18 protein-coding genes are annotated in these 15,893 nt (G+C 64.3%); 14 read left to right on the forward strand and 4 right to left on the reverse strand.

The genetic code is table 11. The features are described 5' to 3' along the window. The first annotated feature begins 156 nt into the window (after positions 1 to 156). The 14 genes from DXK93_RS00870 to DXK93_RS00935 all read left to right on the forward strand — a co-directional run bounded on the left by DXK93_RS00870 (position 157) and on the right by DXK93_RS00935 (position 11,667). The gene (locus DXK93_RS00870; protein ID WP_119449063.1) at positions 157 to 1,020 is read left to right on the forward strand and encodes a VOC family protein; all 864 of its coding nucleotides are present in this window, start codon (positions 157 to 159) and stop codon (positions 1,018 to 1,020) included. Continuing rightward, positions 1,017 to 1,742 carry a class II aldolase/adducin family protein gene (locus DXK93_RS00875; protein WP_233564475.1) on the forward strand — a complete coding sequence of 242 codons (726 nt, stop codon included), beginning with the start codon at positions 1,017 to 1,019 and terminating at the stop codon, positions 1,740 to 1,742. The genes DXK93_RS00870 and DXK93_RS00875 overlap by 4 nt, the downstream gene beginning before the upstream one ends. Beyond that, a complete protein-coding gene (locus DXK93_RS00880; protein ID WP_119449064.1) occupies positions 1,739 to 3,193 on the forward strand; it encodes a 2-hydroxymuconic semialdehyde dehydrogenase in 1,455 nt (484 codons plus the stop codon). The genes DXK93_RS00875 and DXK93_RS00880 overlap by 4 nt, the downstream gene beginning before the upstream one ends. Before the next feature lie 74 nt (positions 3,194 to 3,267). After that, positions 3,268 to 4,443, forward strand: coding sequence for an ABC transporter substrate-binding protein (locus DXK93_RS00885; RefSeq protein ID WP_054456506.1), 1,176 nt, complete (start codon positions 3,268 to 3,270; stop codon positions 4,441 to 4,443). 18 nt (positions 4,444 to 4,461) lie between these two features. Beyond that, positions 4,462 to 5,382 carry a branched-chain amino acid ABC transporter permease gene (locus DXK93_RS00890; RefSeq protein WP_042793142.1) on the forward strand — a complete coding sequence of 307 codons (921 nt, stop codon included), beginning with the start codon at positions 4,462 to 4,464 and terminating at the stop codon, positions 5,380 to 5,382. Positions 5,383 to 5,410: 28 nt separating this feature from the next. Beyond that, positions 5,411 to 6,442, forward strand: a complete 1,032-nt coding sequence (locus DXK93_RS00895; protein WP_119449078.1) for a branched-chain amino acid ABC transporter permease — start codon at positions 5,411 to 5,413, stop codon at positions 6,440 to 6,442. Further along, positions 6,439 to 7,212 (forward strand): ABC transporter ATP-binding protein, encoded by a 774-nt coding sequence (locus DXK93_RS00900; protein ID WP_119449065.1) that lies wholly within the window; start codon positions 6,439 to 6,441, stop codon positions 7,210 to 7,212. The genes DXK93_RS00895 and DXK93_RS00900 overlap by 4 nt, the downstream gene beginning before the upstream one ends. Before the next feature lie 9 nt (positions 7,213 to 7,221). Continuing rightward, the gene (locus DXK93_RS00905; RefSeq protein WP_119449066.1) at positions 7,222 to 7,920 is read left to right on the forward strand and encodes an ABC transporter ATP-binding protein; all 699 of its coding nucleotides are present in this window, start codon (positions 7,222 to 7,224) and stop codon (positions 7,918 to 7,920) included. A gap of 1 nt (position 7,921) precedes the next feature. After that, positions 7,922 to 8,692, forward strand: coding sequence for an SDR family NAD(P)-dependent oxidoreductase (locus DXK93_RS00910; RefSeq protein ID WP_119449067.1), 771 nt, complete (start codon positions 7,922 to 7,924; stop codon positions 8,690 to 8,692). A gap of 90 nt (positions 8,693 to 8,782) precedes the next feature. After that, a complete protein-coding gene (gene aac(6'), locus DXK93_RS00915; RefSeq protein WP_119449068.1) occupies positions 8,783 to 9,226 on the forward strand; it encodes an aminoglycoside 6'-N-acetyltransferase in 444 nt (147 codons plus the stop codon). A gap of 98 nt (positions 9,227 to 9,324) precedes the next feature. Then, positions 9,325 to 9,576: a hypothetical protein gene (locus DXK93_RS00920; protein WP_082401205.1), complete on the forward strand. Its 252-nt coding sequence runs from the start codon at positions 9,325 to 9,327 to the stop codon at positions 9,574 to 9,576. Between the two features lie 3 nt (positions 9,577 to 9,579). Then, positions 9,580 to 10,248 (forward strand): hypothetical protein, encoded by a 669-nt coding sequence (locus DXK93_RS00925; RefSeq protein ID WP_233564476.1) that lies wholly within the window; start codon positions 9,580 to 9,582, stop codon positions 10,246 to 10,248. Positions 10,249 to 10,316: 68 nt separating this feature from the next. After that, a complete protein-coding gene (locus tag DXK93_RS00930) occupies positions 10,317 to 10,619 on the forward strand; it encodes a helix-turn-helix transcriptional regulator (protein ID WP_054456511.1) in 303 nt (100 codons plus the stop codon). A 61-nt stretch (positions 10,620 to 10,680) separates the two neighbouring features. Then, positions 10,681 to 11,667, forward strand: a complete 987-nt coding sequence (locus tag DXK93_RS00935; protein ID WP_119449069.1) for a zinc-dependent alcohol dehydrogenase family protein — start codon at positions 10,681 to 10,683, stop codon at positions 11,665 to 11,667. Positions 11,668 to 12,136: 469 nt separating this feature from the next. Here the strand turns inward: DXK93_RS00935 and DXK93_RS00940 are convergent, their stop codons facing one another. The 4 genes from DXK93_RS00940 to DXK93_RS00955 form a co-directional block, all read right to left on the reverse strand. Beyond that, the gene (locus tag DXK93_RS00940; RefSeq protein ID WP_054456513.1) at positions 12,137 to 12,646 is read right to left on the reverse strand and encodes a flavin reductase family protein; all 510 of its coding nucleotides are present in this window, start codon (positions 12,644 to 12,646) and stop codon (positions 12,137 to 12,139) included. A gap of 73 nt (positions 12,647 to 12,719) precedes the next feature. Beyond that, positions 12,720 to 13,748 carry a methionine synthase gene (locus DXK93_RS00945; RefSeq protein ID WP_119449070.1) on the reverse strand — a complete coding sequence of 343 codons (1,029 nt, stop codon included), beginning with the start codon at positions 13,746 to 13,748 and terminating at the stop codon, positions 12,720 to 12,722. Between the two features lie 27 nt (positions 13,749 to 13,775). After that, positions 13,776 to 14,759: a DUF1852 domain-containing protein gene (locus tag DXK93_RS00950; RefSeq protein ID WP_054456515.1), complete on the reverse strand. Its 984-nt coding sequence runs from the start codon at positions 14,757 to 14,759 to the stop codon at positions 13,776 to 13,778. 243 nt (positions 14,760 to 15,002) lie between these two features. Continuing rightward, entirely contained in the window at positions 15,003 to 15,893 is an 891-nt protein-coding gene (locus tag DXK93_RS00955) for a LysR family transcriptional regulator (RefSeq protein WP_054456516.1), read from the reverse strand.

Genomic DNA, 15,893 nt, shown 5'->3' on the forward strand with positions numbered 1-15,893 from the left:
GTGGCGCCGTCTGACATGGGAGCTACTTTATCACTGGCTTTAAAAAATCTCGATAAAAATTATTGACGCCGAGATTTATGCTGCTTATCGTAGAAAAAAAGCGTCAAGACTACGACCGGTAATCAGCCGGCGGCAGGCGCAACCTGGAGACAAGCAGTGATACGGCTACACGACATCCGGTACGTCCGGCTGGGTACCCGCGACCTGGAATCCGCGGTCCGCTACGCGACCGCGGTGCTGGGGCTGGAAGTGGCGCGCAAGGAGCACGGCGCGGTCTATTTCAAATCCGACTCGCGCGACCACACCCTGTGCTATTTCGAAGGCGATCCGCGCGACCACACCACGGCGTTCGAAGTGGACACGTCCGAGGAACTGGAGCATGCCGGCGCGGTGCTGGAGCGCAGCGGCTATCAGGTCGCCGCGGGCAAGCGCGAGGACGCCGAGCAGCGCTACGTACGCGATTTCCTCAGTTTCATCGACCCGTCCGGCAACCGCATCGAGCTGGTGCAGGCGCCGCACCACAGCGGCCGCCGCTATTTCCCCAGCCGCGATGCCGGCGTGTCGGGCTTTTCGCATATCGGCCTGCGCACGCTGGACGCGCGACGCGACGAGGCCTTCTGGACCGGGCTGCTTTCAGCCCGGGTCAGCGACCGCATCGGCGAAGCGCCCTTGCTGCGCATCGACGAAGTGCACCACAAGATCGCGCTGTTCCCGTCCAGCTATCCGGGCGTGCAGCACATCAACCACCAGGTCGAAAGCATCGACGACATCATGCGTGCCTGGTACCAGCTGAAGGAATGGCAGGTGCCGATCCGCTTCGGCCCGGGGCGCCATCCGACCTCGGGGGCTATGTTCCTGTACTTTGACGGCCCCGACGGCATGATCTACGAGTACTCCACCGGCGTGCGCCTGATCACCGCCGAAGACGAGAAGACCTACCGGCCGCGCAGCTTCCCCGCAGTGCCGTCCTCGTTCTGCATGTGGGGCGCCAAGCCCGACATCCCGGAGTTCAAGACGTGAGCGCCGCGCCGATGAAAGCCGACGCCGGCCAGGAAGCGCTGGTGCGGACGGCGGCGCGCGGCCTGGCCCGCGCCGGCCTGGTCCACGCTTACGGCCATTGCAGCAGCCGCCTCGACGCCGATCACTTCCTGGTATGCGCCGCGCGGCCTATGGGCCTGATCGAACCGGGCGAGGCGGGCACGGTGGTGCCGGTGCACGGCGAACTGCCCGAAGGCGTGCTGGGCGAGGTCCGCATCCACCAGCACATCTACCGCATGCGCCCCGAAGTGGGCGGGGTGGTGCGCTCCATGCCGCCCACGGTCATGACGCTGTCCTCGGCCCGCGTGACGCCGCAGCCGCGCCATGGGATGGGTTCGTATTTCTCTCCGTCCGTGCCGCTCTGGGACGACCCGCAACTGGTGCGCAGCGACGCCCAGGCGCGCGGCGTGGCCCAGACCCTGGGCGCGGCCCGCGCCGTGGCCATGCGCGGCAACGGCGCGGTGGTGGCAGCCGAATCGCTGATGCATGCCGTGGTGCTGACCTGGTATCTGGAGGATGCCGCGCGCATCGAATGGCAACTGCGCTCGGCCGGCCTGGCCGACGGCGCGCCCACGTTCTCGCCCGAAGAGGCGGCGACCCGCGCCGTGGGCACGGGCCGGATCTACGAGCGCATGTGGGAATACCTGACCGCCGGCGACCCTGAAGCGGCGCTGGCAGACCTGTCACAACCGAGGACGCAATGACCGATTTCCGCAATTTCATCAACGGCGAATGGGTCGCCACGGACAAGACGTTCGACAACCGCGATCCGGTCGACAACCGGCTGATCGGGCGCATCCACGAGGCCGGCGACGCCGAGGTCGATGCCGCCGTGCGGGCCGCCAAGGCGGCGTTGCGCGGCCCCTGGGGCAAACTCAAGACGCAGCAGCGCGTGGAGCTGCTGCACGCGGTGGCCGACGGCATCATCCGGCGCTTCGACGAATTCGTCGACGCCGAGATCGCCGACACCGGCAAGCCCTACGATCTGGCCAGCCATCTGGACATTCCGCGCGGCGCGGCGAACTTCAAGATCTTCGCCGACCTGGTGCGCAACATCCCCAACGAGACCTTCGACCTGGAAACGCCGGATGGCGGCCATGCCCTGAACTACGGCGTGCGCGTGCCGCGCGGCGTAATCGGCGTGATCTGCCCGTGGAACCTGCCGCTGCTGCTGATGACCTGGAAGGTGGGGCCGGCGCTGGCCTGCGGCAACACCGTGGTGGTCAAGCCTTCCGAAGACACCCCGGCCACGGCCACGTTGCTGGGCGAAGTCATGAACGAGGTCGGCGTGCCGCCCGGCGTCTATAACGTGGTGCATGGCCGCGGCCCCGGTTCGGCGGGCGAAAAGCTCACGCGCCATCCGTTGGTCGACGGCATCACCTTTACAGGCGAAACCCGCACCGGCGAAGCCATCATGCAGGCCGCGGCGGTGGGCGTGCGTCCCGTGTCCTTCGAACTGGGCGGCAAGAATGCCGGCATCGTGTTCGACGATGCGGACTTCGACAAGGCGGTGGCCGGCATCGCGCGGGCCGCCTTCGACAACACCGGGCAGGTCTGCCTGGGCACCGAGCGCGTCTACGTGCAGCGGCCGATCTTCGACCGCTTCGTGGCGGCGCTGGGCGAGCGCGCCCGCGGCTTCAAGCTGGGCCGTCCGAAGGATCCCGGCGTCAACCTGGGTCCGCTGATCTCGCAGCGCCATCGCGACAAGGTGCTGGGCTACTACGCCCGCGCCCGTGAAGAAGGCGCCACGGTGGTGGCCGGCGGCGGCGTGCCGGACATGCCGGACGACCTGGCCGGCGGCGCCTGGATCCAGCCCACGGTCTGGACCGGCCTGCCGGAAAGCTCGGCCGTGATCCAGCAGGAGATCTTCGGCCCCTGCTGCCACATCGCGCCCTTCGACACGGAAGAAGAAGCCGTCGCCCTGGCCAACGCCACGCCCTACGGCTTGGCGGCCTCGGTCTGGACCAGCAACGTGGGCACCGCCCATCGCATGGGACAGGCCCTGGAAGTGGGCATCTGCTGGATCAATTCCTGGTTCCTGCGTGACCTGCGCACGGCCTTCGGCGGAGCCAAGCAGTCCGGCATCGGCCGCGAGGGCGGTGTGCATTCGCTTGAGTTCTACACGGAGCTGCGCAATGTCTGCGTGAAGCTCTGACCTGTAAGCAGGCCTTAGTACCGGCAGGCGCCGCGCAGAACGGCGCCGCCGTCCATCCCCCAAGGAGACTTAGCATGCAAGCATACGCACGCGGCCTGTCCGCGCTGGCCGCGGTCGCGGCCCTGACCGTGGCCAACGCCGCAATGGCGGACATCCGCATCGGCTTTACCGGGGTGCTGTCCGGCCCCCAGGCGGCATTGGGCCAGGATCAGTACGACGGCCTGATGTTGGGCATCGAGCAGCTGGGCGGCAGCCTGGGCGGCCAGAAGGCGGTGGTGATCCGCGACGACGACCAGCTCAAGCCCGACGTGGGCGCGCAGATCGTGCAGAAGTTCATCGAGAAGGACAAGGTCGACGTGATCGTCGGCCTGGGCTTTTCCAATGTGCTCATGGCCGAACTGCGGCGCATCAAGGAATCGGGCGTGGTGGCGCTGTCCACCAACGCCGGACCCGCGCCCATCGCCGGCCGCATGTGCCTGCCCAATCTGTTCGTGCTCGGCTGGCAGAACGACAGCATGTCCGAAGCCATGGGCAAGTACGTCAAGGATCAGGGCTACAAGCGCGCCTACCTGATGTCGTCCAACTACCAGGCCGGCAAGGACAAGCTGGCGGGCTTCAAGCGCTTCTATGGCGCCGCTCCCGCCGACGAGATCTACACCCAGCTGGGGCAGCTGGATTACTCGGCCGAGATCTCGCGCATGCAGTCGGCCTCGCCCGACGCGCTGTTCGTGTTCTATACCGGCGGGGTGGGCGTGAACTTCGTGCGCCAGCTGCGCCAGGCCGGCCTGATGGAAAAGCTGCCGTTCTTCTCGGAAAGCCTGATCGATTCCAACACGCTGACCGCGCTGAAAGAGCAGGCGGTGGGCGCGATCTACGGCACGCCTTGGGCCACCACGCTGGACAACCCGCAGAACCGCAAGTTCGTCGAGGCCTTCAAGGCCAAGTACGGCCGCTTGCCGTCGGAATATGCGGTGGGCGGCTATGACGCGGCGTTCCTGTTGGATACCGCCATCAAGCAGCAGGGCGGCAAGGTCGGCGACAGCAAGGCCCTGGCCGCGGCGGTGAAGGCGGCCGGCGCCAACTTCCCCACGGTGCGCGGCAAGTTCCGCTTCAACAGCAACAACATGCCGGTGCAGGACCTGTATGCCTACCAGGTCGTGAAGGAAGGCGACGGCGTGGGCTTGAAGCAGCTGGCCAAGGTGTTCACCGACCATCAGGACGCCTACGTGGCCGACTGCCCGCTGAAGTAACGTCCCGGGAGACGCCCCATGAACGGATCCTTGCTGTTGTCGCAGATGCTTAATGGCCTGCAGCTCGGCGCCTTGCTGTTCCTGCTGTCCTCGGGGCTGACCCTGATCTTCGGCATCATGAACTTCATCAACCTGGCGCACGGGTCGCTGTATATGATCGGCGCCTTCCTGGGCGCCACCGCCTACAACGCCAGCGGCTCGTTCGCCTTCGCCATCCTGGCGGCGGTGACGGGCAGCGGCCTGGTGGGGGTGGCGCTGGAACGCCTGATTGCGCGGCCGCTGTACAAGCATGATCACCTCTATCAGGTGCTGGCCACCTTCGGGCTGATGATGTTCTTCAATGAACTGGCCTCGGTCATCTGGGGCAGCCGGCCGTACTACGCCGCCGTGCCGCAGGGGCTGGAAGGGGCGGTCAGCCTGTTCGGCAACGACTATCCGGTGTATCGCCTGATGATCATCGGCGTGGGCGCGCTGGTGGCGGTCGGCGCCTGGTTCCTGATCCAGCGCACGCGCTTCGGCATGCTGATCCGCGCCGGCGCCAGCAATGCGCCCATGGCCAGCGTGCTGGGCGCCAACGTGGACCTGCAGAAGACGCTGCTGTTCCTGCTGGGCGCGGTGCTGGCCGGCGTGGCGGGCGCGCTTGCGGGGCCGATCCTGTCGGTGCAGTCCGGCATGGGTGAGCCGGTGCTGATCCTGGCGCTGGTGGTGATCGTCGTGGGCGGCATCGGCTCGGTGCGCGGCACGCTGGTCGCGGCGCTGCTGATCGCGATGATAGACACGCTGGGCCGGGCCTTCCTGCCCGACATGTTGCGCGCCGTGTTCGACGCTTCCGTCGCCAATGCGGTCGGGCCGGCGCTCGCCTCCATGCTGATCTACGTGCTGATGGCCGTGGTGCTGGCGTTCCGGCCGCAAGGCCTGGTCTTCTCGGCGCGGCGTTGACGCGCGCTTGTACTGGGGTTGGATCATCATGCAAGAACACACATACCGGCGCTGGGCGCTGCCTTTGCTGTTCCTGGTCCTGGCCGGCGTGCCTTTCGTGGCGCAATGGCTGGGTGAACCGTTCTACGTGACGCTGGGCGCGCGCATCCTGATCTATGCGCTGGCCGCGCTGGCGCTGAACCTGGTGCTGGGCTTTGCCGGACTGGTGAGCTTCGGCCACGCCATGTTCCTGGGCCTGGGCTGCTATGCCGTGGGCATTCTCAGCTATTACGGGTTTGGCAACGGCTGGCTGCAGCTGGCCGTGTGCATCGCGGTGTGCGCGCTGGTGGCGCTGATCGTCGGCACGGTCTGCCTGCGGACCTCGGGCATAGGCTTCATCATGATCACGCTGGCGTTTGCGCAGATGTTCTATTTCCTGGCGGTCAGCCTGCGCGAGTACGGCGGCGACGACGGCCTGAACATCTACGAAGCCAGTTCCTTCGGCCTGTTCGACCTGGGCGGCAGCCAGCCCGTGTACTGGGCGGCCTGGGCGGTGCTGCTGGTGTCCAGCCTGGCGATGCTGCGCCTGCGCCGCTCGCCCTTCGGCATGATCCTGCGCGCCACGCACGCCAACCCGCGCCGCGTGGACGCGCTGGGCTATTCGGTGTTCGGCGTGCGCCTGACGGCCTACGTGGCCTCCGGTGTGCTGACCGGCGTGGCCGGGCTGCTGCTGGCCAATCTGACCGCCTTCGCTTCGCCCAGCTATATGTCGTGGCCGGTGTCGGGCGAACTTATCGTCATGGTGGTGATAGGCGGGCTGGGCAATGTGCTGGGGCCGATTTTCGGCGCCGTTGCCTATCTGCTGATGGAAGAGGCCTTCAAGAGCATGACGCAGCATTGGATGCTGCTGATGGGGCCGGCGGTGGTGGTCATCGCCATGGTGGCCAAGGGCGGCTATGCCAATTCCCTGGCCTGGCTGCGGCGTCCGCCGCCTGCCGCGCCGACGGTCCAGCCCCCGGCCGCGGGTGAACAACAGGACCGCCGCCCGCCGGACGCGATCGCCAAGGAGGCTTCGGCATGAGCATGCAAACCGCAGCCGCGCCCGTTGGATTGTCCACGCAGGACCTGGTGCGCCGCTTCGGCGGCCTGAAGGCGACAGACGGCGTGTCGCTGGACGTGGCGCCTGGCGAACTGCACGCGCTGATCGGCCCCAACGGCGCGGGCAAGACGACTTTGATCAACCTGCTGTCGGGCGAACTGCGGCCCGATCGCGGCGCCGTGCGCCTGGGCGCCGCCGACGTTTCCCGCGCCTCGGTGCAGGAACGCGTGGCGCTTGGCATGCTGCGCTCCTATCAGGTGACCTCGGTGTTCGACAGCTATACGGTGCTGGACAACGCCTGCCTGGCAGCCTTGCGCAAGCGCCGCCGGCGCCTGTCGGCCTGGACCGCCTTGCGCGATTGCGCCGACGTGGTAAGCGCCGCGACCGCGGCGCTGCGGGCCTGCAAGCTGGAAGACGTGGCCGAGGCCCAGGTGGACAGCCTGGCCTATGGCCAGCGCCGCCAGCTGGAGATCGCCATGGCATTGGCGGGCGAGCCGTCGGTACTGCTGCTGGACGAGCCCATGGCCGGCATGAGCGCGGCGGAAAGCGCGGGCGTGATCGCCTTGCTGCAAAGCCTGAAGGGCCGCTACACCATCGTACTGGTCGAACACGATATGAACGCCGTGTTTGCGCTGGCCGACCGCATCAGCGTGCTGGTCTACGGCAAGGTCATCGCCACCGGCAGCGCGGAACAGATACGCAACCATCCCGACGTGCGCCGCGCCTATCTCGGCGACGACGCCGACGCATAAGGAGCCGCCATGTTGAGCATCAGCGGATTGACGGCGGCCTATGGGCATTGCCAGGCCTTGTTCGGCGTAGACCTGGACGTGGGCCAGGGCGAGGTCGTCGGCCTTATCGGCCGCAACGGCATGGGCCGCAGCACCGTCATCAAATGCCTGTTCGGCCTGCTGCCGGCCAGCCAGGGCAGCATTCAGTATGGCGAGCGTTCCCTGCGCGGACTGGCGCCGTACCGCATCGGCCGGTTGGGCCTGTCGCTGGTACCCGAAGGGCGCCAGATCTTCCCGACGCTGACGGTGGAAGAAAACCTGGTCGCCACGGCTATACACCGCGGCGGCGGCCGCGGCTGGACGCTGGAACGCGTGTATGAGCTGTTTCCGCGCCTGCACGAACGCCGCGCCAACCTGGGCACGCAGCTATCCGGCGGCGAGCAGCAGATGCTGGCGCTGGGCCGGGCGCTGATGACCAACCCGAGCCTCTTGGTGCTGGACGAAGCCACCGAAGGGCTGGCGCCGGTGGTGCGCGCCGAAATCTGGCGCGTGCTGGCGCAATTGAAAGCCGAAGGTCTATCGATGATCGTGGTGGACAAGAACACCACGGCCTTGCTGCGCCTGTCGGACCGCAACGTCATCCTCGACAAGGGCGTGACGGTGTGGCGCGGCAGCTCGGCGGAATTGTCCCAGCGGCCCGACCTGGTGGCCGCCTACGTAGGAGTCTGAGATGAGATTGCAGGACAAGGTGGCGCTGGTCACCGGCGCGGCCGGTGGCATCGGACTGGCGATCGCGCGGCGCTTCGCGGCCGAGGGTGCATACGTGCTGCTGGCCGACCGCAAGGAGGCCGAACTGATGGCCGCGGCCCGCGCGCTGGGCGATCGCGCCGCCGCGCTGGTGGCGGACGTGACCGATCCGGCTGATGCCCAGAAGCTGGCCGACGAGTGCGTGCGGCGCTGGGGCGGCCTGGACATCTGCGTCTGCAACGCCGGCGTGATCCGCGCGGCGGACTTCCTGGACCTGAAGCTCGAAGACCTGGATGCGGTCATGAACGTCAATGTGCGCGGCACCTTTCTGGTCGCACAGGCCGCCGCGCGCGCCATGGTGGCTGGCGGACGCGGCAACGGCGCCATCGTGACGCTGTCCTCGATGACGGCGGAACTGGCGATGCCGGACCAGCTGGCCTACGGCGCCAGCAAGGGCGCGGTGCGCCAGATGACCAAGTCGATGGCGCTGTCCCTGGCGCCGCACGGCATCCGCGTCAACGCCATCGGCCCCGGCAGCATCGACACCGAAATCCTCGCCACGATCACCAGCAATCCCGCAGCCCGCAGGACCGTGCTGTCGCGCATACCGATGCAGCGCCTGGGATCGACGGACGAAGTCGCCAAGGTGGCGGTGTTCCTGGCCAGCGATGACGCCAGCTACGTCACCGGGCAGACGGTGTACGCGGATGGCGGCCGGCTGGCGCTGAACTATACGGTGCCGGTGCAGGAGTAGGGCGGGGCAGGCCGAGGCCGGATACGCTTCGACAGCAAGAAGGGCAGGGTGATAAATTTCCACGCGTCATCCGGAACACAAACCCTGCCCATGAAAACCGCCCCGATTACCTCCTCCCGGGATGCCGCCTGGCTGCAACTGCGCATGGCGCTCTGGCCTGACGCGTCAGCGTCTGAGCATCAGGAAGACATGGAGGATCAGGTTTGCGCGCCGGACCGATACGTCCAGTTCCTGGCGCGCGCCGACAACGGGCAGGCGATCGGCCTTGCCGAAGCTGCGATCAGGACGGACTACGTCAATGGCACCGACTCCAGTCCCGTGGCGTTCCTGGAGGGCCTGTATGTCATGCCCGAGGCCAGGCGACAGGGCGCGGCCAGGGCCTTGATCGACGCCGTCCGGGCATGGGCGCGGGACAGGGGCTGCAAAGAGCTGGCCTCGGATACCGCGCTGGACAATGTCGTGAGCCAGGCCGCGCATACGCGTCTGGGGTTCAGGGAGACGGAACGGGTCGTCTATTTCAATATGCCGATCTGAGGCGCCAACGCTGGCTTTGCATTGCGAGTAAGGTATGGGCTGGAGGCCCTGATTTTCCGGCACGTTGGCCTGTGCCCTTCAGCGGGAACCTGAATACCATGAAGATATTCCGTCCGGCGCTGCGGACCGTCCTTGCCGCGGCCGCATGCACCTTGATCGCCGCCTGCGCGGATAAACCTCCCCAGCAAACCGAGCTGGACTATCGCAGCCGCGCGCCTTCCACGGGACAGGGCAAGAGCGATACCCCCGGCTCCTCGGACCAACGCTTGACCATACAATCCGGCGAAGGAGAGCGCTTGAACCTGCCCTGGTTCGTGCGGGATGCGCAGGACTGGATCAACAGCAACTGACATATGACCAAGCCCATGACCATGCGACGGATTTTCCTGGCGCTTGCCGCGCTGGCCGTGTCGCCGGCCATCAACGCCCAGACGCCTTCCAAGCCTGCCGCCTGGACCCCGCCGGGCCCGACCGCATGCAGCTTCTCCGGATGGACGACGAACGATAAGCCTGCCATCCAGGTGCGCGCGGCGGCATCCGCCCAGGCGGCGGTGGTGGGCAGCCTGCCGACGACTCGTGGCGACGGCCCTGATCCCGAGATCGACTACTACAGCGTGACCTTCGACGTGACCGAGGCGCGCGACGGCTGGCTCAAGATCAAAAATGCCAGCGACGACAAGACCGGCGACGAACAGAGCAAGCCGCGACCCGTATATCGGGGCGAGGGTTGGATCGAGGCCGCGGATGCGCAGGTCGGCATCCAGTCTGCGCGCGGCTACGCCCGCCCCGACACCGGCAGTGAACGGTTGCTGGATCTGGGCAGCGACTGGCTGACCGAAAGAGCTACGCTGCGCGGCATCGCCGCCTGCGAAGGCGAGTGGCTGTTGCTGGACTACCAGATGCGCAACAGCGACACGTTCGAGCCGCTGGCGTCCAAGGACCGCACGCGGGGACGGGCGTGGTTTCGCGGCGTCTGCTCGTCGTCGGAGACGACTTGCGACATGCGGTCGGTGGACAAGTGAGCAGACGAGCAGGCGTTCGTGCGAGTCCAATTTATTGACATATCGGGAAATCCCGATATCATGGCGCCATGGATCTGCTCGAAATATTCAAAGCCCTCTCCAACCGTACGCGCCTTGAGATCCTCAAAGGACTGAAGGACCCCGCCAAGAACTTCCCGCCCCAGGACGAGGGCGACGTTCATACGGTGGGGGTCTGCGTCAGCAGCATCCAGGAAGGCGTGGGGCTGTCGCAGTCCACGGTGTCCGACTATCTGGCGACGCTGCAGCGCGCGGGCCTGGTGGAAGCCAGGCGCATCGGGCAGTGGACCTACTACAAGCGGAACGAAGCAACCATACGTGCTCTTGCCGGGCTCATCGGGAAAGAGCTGTAATTTTTTTGCAGGTAAATATCGGTATTTCCCGATATCCCTATTTTTCGAATCAAGGAAAACCATGAAGGCGATGACACTCAAATCATTTGGCGGCCCGGAATCGTTCGAACTCCGCGAATTGCCCAAGCCTGTGCCGCAGGCGGGACAGGTCCTGGTCCGGGTACATGCGACCTCGATCAATCCCCTGGATTACCAGGTCCGGCGCGGCGATTATGCCGATCTGGTGCCGCTGCCGGCCATTACCGGGCACGACGTCTCGGGCGTGGTCGAAGCGGTGGGGCCGGGCGTGACGGCTTTCGTTCCTGGCGACGAAGTCTGGTACACCCCGCAAATCTTCGACGGGCCGGGCAGCTATGCCGAGTATCACGTCGCCGCGGAAGGCATAGTCGGGAAGAAGCCGCTCGCGCTGAGTCATCTTGAGGCGGCAAGCCTGAGCCTGGTCGGCGGGACCGCTTGGGAAGCGCTGGTCGTGCGCGCGGGGCTGAGAGTCGGGGAGAGCATCCTGGTGCACGGCGGCGCGGGCGGCGTCGGCCATGTGGCTATCCAGCTGGCGAAAGCCATCGGAGCGCAGGTGTACACGACCGTGCGCGCCGCCAACGCCGAGTTCGCGCGCAGCATGGGCGCTGACGTGGTCATCGATTACGAAAAGGAAGACTACGTCGAGGCCGTCATGCGGGAAACGGGCGGGCGCGGCGTCGACGTCGTGTTCGATACCATCGGCGGCGACACGCTTGCGCGCAGCCCCGATGCGCTTGCGCAATTGGGGCGGGTCGTCTCGATCGTGGACATCGCCCAGCCGCAAAACCTGATCCAGGCCTGGGGCAAGAACGCGAGCTACCACTTCGTGTTCACGCGGCAGAACCGCGGCAAGCTGGATGAATTGAGCGCGTTGGTGGCGCGTGGCCGGTTGCGGCCGCACGTGGGCGCGGTCTATGGGCTTGCCGACATTGCGCAGGCTCATGCGCGGCTGGAAAGTCCCAACAATGGTATCCAAGGAAAGATCGCGATTGCCGTCGCGCCGTCGGCGTACCTTCAGTGCGGGGGGTAGGGCTTCGAGGTCGCGGACGTCGGCGTTCTTTAGTCGCCGAGGCTGCCCTGCGCCATTCCGATGCTCGCCCCGGTGGGGCTGTGCTTCGGATGGCTCCGGGGTCCTCGGCTGGCAGTCGCCTAATGCGTTGGTTTCGGACCCGATCATGGGCAGATGCCGTGAGGCGGGGGCCGGACGGAGGGATCCGAAGCGCAGCCCCACCGGGGCGAGCATCGGAATCCCGCAGTCCGGACGCCGGCGACTCAAGAACCCCGCCTCACAACACCGAAGCGGCAGGGTCTCGGGCTTGCGGACGTCGGCGTTCTTTAGCCGCCGAGGCTGCCCTGCGCCATTCCGATGCTCGCCCCAAAGGGGGCTGCGCTTCGGATGGCTCCGGGCCGCCTCGGCTGCAGTCGCCTAATGCGGTGGCTTCAGGCCCCGTTCATGGGCAGATGCTGTAAGCCGGTGTCCGGGCGGAGGAGGCGAGACCTTATATCGCGCCATGCGCGGCGATATTCCGATACTGCCCTTTGAAATACAGCAATGGCTGCGTGGAAGCAGCGATTTGCAGATCCAACGCTTTCACCTCGCCAATCACGATCAGGTGATCGCCTGCGGCGTGTTCGGCATAAATCTCGCAATCAAGCCAATGCAGGCTGCCGGCAATGATCGGGTTACCCAGCGGCGATTCCTGCCAGTCCACGTCGTGCCACTTGTCCGTGCCGCGCTGCGCGAATTGGTTGGAAATCCTGACTTGCTCGTCGGAGAGAATATTGACTACGAATCGACCCGCCTGGCGAATTTTGGGATAACTGGCCGAACTGCACATCACATTGAACGACACCAACGGCGGATTCATCGAAACGCTGTGGAATGACTGGCAGGTGAAGCCTATCGGCTCGCCTTCGATCTGCGATGTGATTACCGTGATGCCGGACGCGTAGTGCCCGAGAGCTTCGCGAAAGCGCCTGGGCTCGATCGCAGTACTGGAAAGTGACATAGTGGGGGTTGAATACTGGGTGCAGCTCGATTTGGTCGTCGCGAGCCGCGCGACGACCATTTCCGCCTGGGAATCAGTTCGAGAGTTCCCGGCGGACGATTTCCGCGCCGGCGCTCAAGGCGCTCAGCTTGCCTCGTGCGACTGCGCGGGACAAGGGAGCCATGCCGCAGTTGGTGCAAGGATAGAGCTTGTCGGCATCGACAAACTGAAGCGCCTTGCGCAGGGTGTCGGCGACTTCCTCGGGAGTTTCAATGGTGTTGGTTGCCACATCAATGGCGCCCACCATCACTTTCTTGCCCCGGATGAGTTCGATCAGATCCATAGGGACGCGCGAGTTCTGGCATTCCAGCGAGACGATGTCGATACTGGATTTTTGCAGCTTGGGAAAAGCCTCTTCGTATTGCCGCCACTCCGATCCCAGCGTCTTCTTCCAATCCGTATTGGCCTTGATGCCATAGCCATAGCAGATATGGACGGCGGTTTCGCACTTGAGCCCTTCAATGGCTCTTTCCAGCGTGGCCACGCCCCAATCATTCACCTCGTCAAAGAACACGTTGAATGCGGGCTCGTCAAACTGGATGATGTCGACACCCGCAGCCTCCAGCTCCCTGGCTTCCTGATTGAGAATCTTGGCGAATTCCCACGCCAGCTTTTCGCGGCTTTGATAGTGGCCGTCGTAAAGCGTATCGATCATCGTCATGGGACCCGGCAAGGCCCATTTGATCGGTTGCTTGGTCTGCTGGCGCAAGAACTTGGCATCTTCGACGAACACCGGCTTGCGGCGCGCCACGGCGCCCACAACCGTCGGCACGCTCGCATCGTAGCGGTCGCGGATCCTGACGGTCTTGCGGTTCTCGAAGTCCACGCCTTCCAGGTGCTCGATGAACGTCGTCACGAAATGCTGACGCGTTTGTTCGCCATCGCTGACGATATCGATGCCGGCGTGCTGCTGTTCCTGCAGCGACAGACGCAGCGCATCCTGCTTGCCTTCGGCCAAGCCCTGGTCCTGCAATTTCCAGGGCGACCAGAGTTTCTCGGGTTCAGCAAGCCAGGAGGGTTTAGGCAAGCTGCCGGCAGTGGAAGTAGGGAGCAATTTTTTCACAATAGATGCCTTGATATTTTTGATTGGTCAAAGAGGGTAGTTGGCGGACCACTGCTCAAGAATCGCCTGGTGCGGTTTGATGAAGTGTTCCTCGACAAACCTTCCCTGCTCGATAGCCAATTGGCTACGCTCCTCTCGATCGTAGACAATCCGGGTCAAGGAATAATCCTGATGCTTCAAACTGGGCTGGTAGGATTTTCCTGCCGCGGAGTTCGCGTTGTAGATCTCTGGCCGGTATATCTTCTGGAAGGTATCCATCGTGCTGATGGTGCTGATCAGCTCCAGATTGGTGTAGTCGCTCAGCAAATCGCCGGAAAAGTAAAAAGCCAAAGGCGCGGCGCTGTTCGGCGGCATGAAGTAGCGGACCTTCATGCCCATCTTCTTGAAGTATTCGTCAGTCAGGGAATATTCATCCTGCTGATACTCAACGCCCAGTACAGGGTGCTGGTTTTCAGTCCGATGATAGGTCTTGCTGCTCGATACGCTCAGGCATATCACGGGCGGCTTGCTGAAGTGCTGCTTGTAAGTGCTTGAATTCACGAAGCACTTGAACAGCTTCCCGTGCAGGTCTCCGAAGTTCTCTGGAGCGCTGAATACCGGCTGGTTCTTGGTGTGTTCCAGCAGCAGCACGCTGAAGTCATAATCCCGCACGTACGAGGAAAAGTTATTCCCGACGATGCCTTCGATGCGTTCGTTGGTCTTTTTGTCGACGATGCTCGTCTTCAGTATTTCGATCAAGGGGAGGGCATTGCCGCTGCTTGCGCCGGGGATGCTCATCTCGACGGAAATGATCTCAAGGTTGACGGCATAGCGGTCGCCCTTGGGATTGTCCCAATGTGCCAGGGCATTGAAGCGGTTGTCGATCATCCGGAGGGTGTTGCGCAGGTTCTCCTGGCGACTCGTGCCCCGGGCCAGATTGGCGAAGTTGGTTGTGATCCGCGTATTGTCTGAAGGACGATAGTCCTCATCGAAACAAATGCTCTTGATGGCAAATGCAAACTCTTTACTCATGGTGCTCTGCTGCCCTGAATCCTGAGATAAAACCCGCGTCTATTTCCTGCTTTTCCAGCGCTGCCTGTTTTCTTTCTTTATTCAGCAGTCTTGACTTTGGCGGTACAGGGGGCGTAGTTTATGTCGGGCAATCCATGAATAAAAGTGAATTGATCTAATGGATCAATTAGTCTGATTCATGGATGAGCGCGCGGCCGATCTGCCGGAAGATCAGACCGCCTGGCGAGCAGCAGCAGCCGCGAATCAAGCCGTGGCAGGCTTTTTCGCTTGTTCAATGAACGCGCGCAGATAGTCGATGCCGATATCTGCCTCGCGTGCACCCAGATAGATGTGTTTGGCAATGCCTTTCTTGCCCAAGCGGACTGGCACCACATGCATCGTGTCCGCGTACTCCAGCACCAGCCACCGCGGCAACGCCGCCACCCCACGGCCGCTGGCGACCATTTGCAGCATGATGTCGGTGGTCTCGATGGCCTTGTGGCGCTTGGGTATGATGCCGGCCGGCGTCAGGAACATGTTGTAGATGTCGAGCCGGTCCACCGGCACCGGATAAGCCACCAGTACCTCGTTGGCAAGCTGTTTGGGAGTGACGTACTCCTCCCGGGCAAGAGGGTGGTTGCCGGCGACGACCAGCACTTGTTCGTAGTCGAACACGGGCTCGAACACGAGCCCGGGTTTGTTCAGCGGGTCAGGCGTGACCAGCAGGTCGATTTCGTAGCCGAACAGCGCCCCGATGCCGCCGAACTGGAATTTCTGCTTCACGTCCACGTCCACATCCGGCCAGGCTGCCAGATACGGCGAGACGATCTTCAGCAGCCATTGATAGCAGGGATGGCATTCCATGCCGATGCGCAGCGACCCGCGTTCTCCCTGGGCGAACTGGCGCAGTCGTTCTTCGGCCAGGGTCAGTTGCGGCAATACCCGGTTGGCCACCGCCAACAGGTATTGGCCGGCTTGCGTGAGCCTCAGGCTGCGGCCTTCGCGCAGCCAGATGTCGGTGCCCAGTTGCTGCTCCAGCTTTTTCATGCTGTGGCTCAGGGCCGACTGCGTCACGTGCAGGACGCCTGCGGCGGCAGTCAGCGAACCCTGCTTTTCGACCTCCTGCACGATGGATAGATGGACACGATCAAGCAT

The organism is Achromobacter sp. K91 (assembly GCF_003576205.1).
GTDB classification, from domain to species: domain Bacteria; phylum Pseudomonadota; class Gammaproteobacteria; order Burkholderiales; family Burkholderiaceae_B; genus Achromobacter; species Achromobacter aegrifaciens.

Bases quoted from the DNA above. Each gene is read 5' to 3' on its own strand.
- DXK93_RS00910 (WP_119449067.1), top strand. From the start codon at position 7,922: ATGAGATTGCAGGACAAGGTGGCGCTGGTCACCGGCGCGGCCGGTGGC.
- DXK93_RS00905 (WP_119449066.1), top strand. From the start codon at position 7,222: ATGTTGAGCATCAGCGGATTGACGGCGGCCTATGGGCATTGCCAGGCC.
- DXK93_RS00955 (WP_054456516.1), bottom strand. From the start codon at position 15,893: ATGCTTGATCGTGTCCATCTATCCATCGTGCAGGAGGTCGAAAAGCAG.
- DXK93_RS00940 (WP_054456513.1), bottom strand. From the start codon at position 12,646: ATGTCACTTTCCAGTACTGCGATCGAGCCCAGGCGCTTTCGCGAAGCT.
- DXK93_RS00935 (WP_119449069.1), top strand. From the start codon at position 10,681: ATGAAGGCGATGACACTCAAATCATTTGGCGGCCCGGAATCGTTCGAA.
- DXK93_RS00930 (WP_054456511.1), top strand. From the start codon at position 10,317: ATGGATCTGCTCGAAATATTCAAAGCCCTCTCCAACCGTACGCGCCTT.
- DXK93_RS00880 (WP_119449064.1), top strand. From the start codon at position 1,739: ATGACCGATTTCCGCAATTTCATCAACGGCGAATGGGTCGCCACGGAC.
- DXK93_RS00900 (WP_119449065.1), top strand. From the start codon at position 6,439: ATGAGCATGCAAACCGCAGCCGCGCCCGTTGGATTGTCCACGCAGGAC.
- DXK93_RS00890 (WP_042793142.1), top strand. From the start codon at position 4,462: ATGAACGGATCCTTGCTGTTGTCGCAGATGCTTAATGGCCTGCAGCTC.
- DXK93_RS00920 (WP_082401205.1), top strand. From the start codon at position 9,325: ATGAAGATATTCCGTCCGGCGCTGCGGACCGTCCTTGCCGCGGCCGCA.
- DXK93_RS00950 (WP_054456515.1), bottom strand. From the start codon at position 14,759: ATGAGTAAAGAGTTTGCATTTGCCATCAAGAGCATTTGTTTCGATGAG.
- DXK93_RS00885 (WP_054456506.1), top strand. From the start codon at position 3,268: ATGCAAGCATACGCACGCGGCCTGTCCGCGCTGGCCGCGGTCGCGGCC.
- DXK93_RS00895 (WP_119449078.1), top strand. From the start codon at position 5,411: ATGCAAGAACACACATACCGGCGCTGGGCGCTGCCTTTGCTGTTCCTG.
- DXK93_RS00925 (WP_233564476.1), top strand. From the start codon at position 9,580: ATGACCAAGCCCATGACCATGCGACGGATTTTCCTGGCGCTTGCCGCG.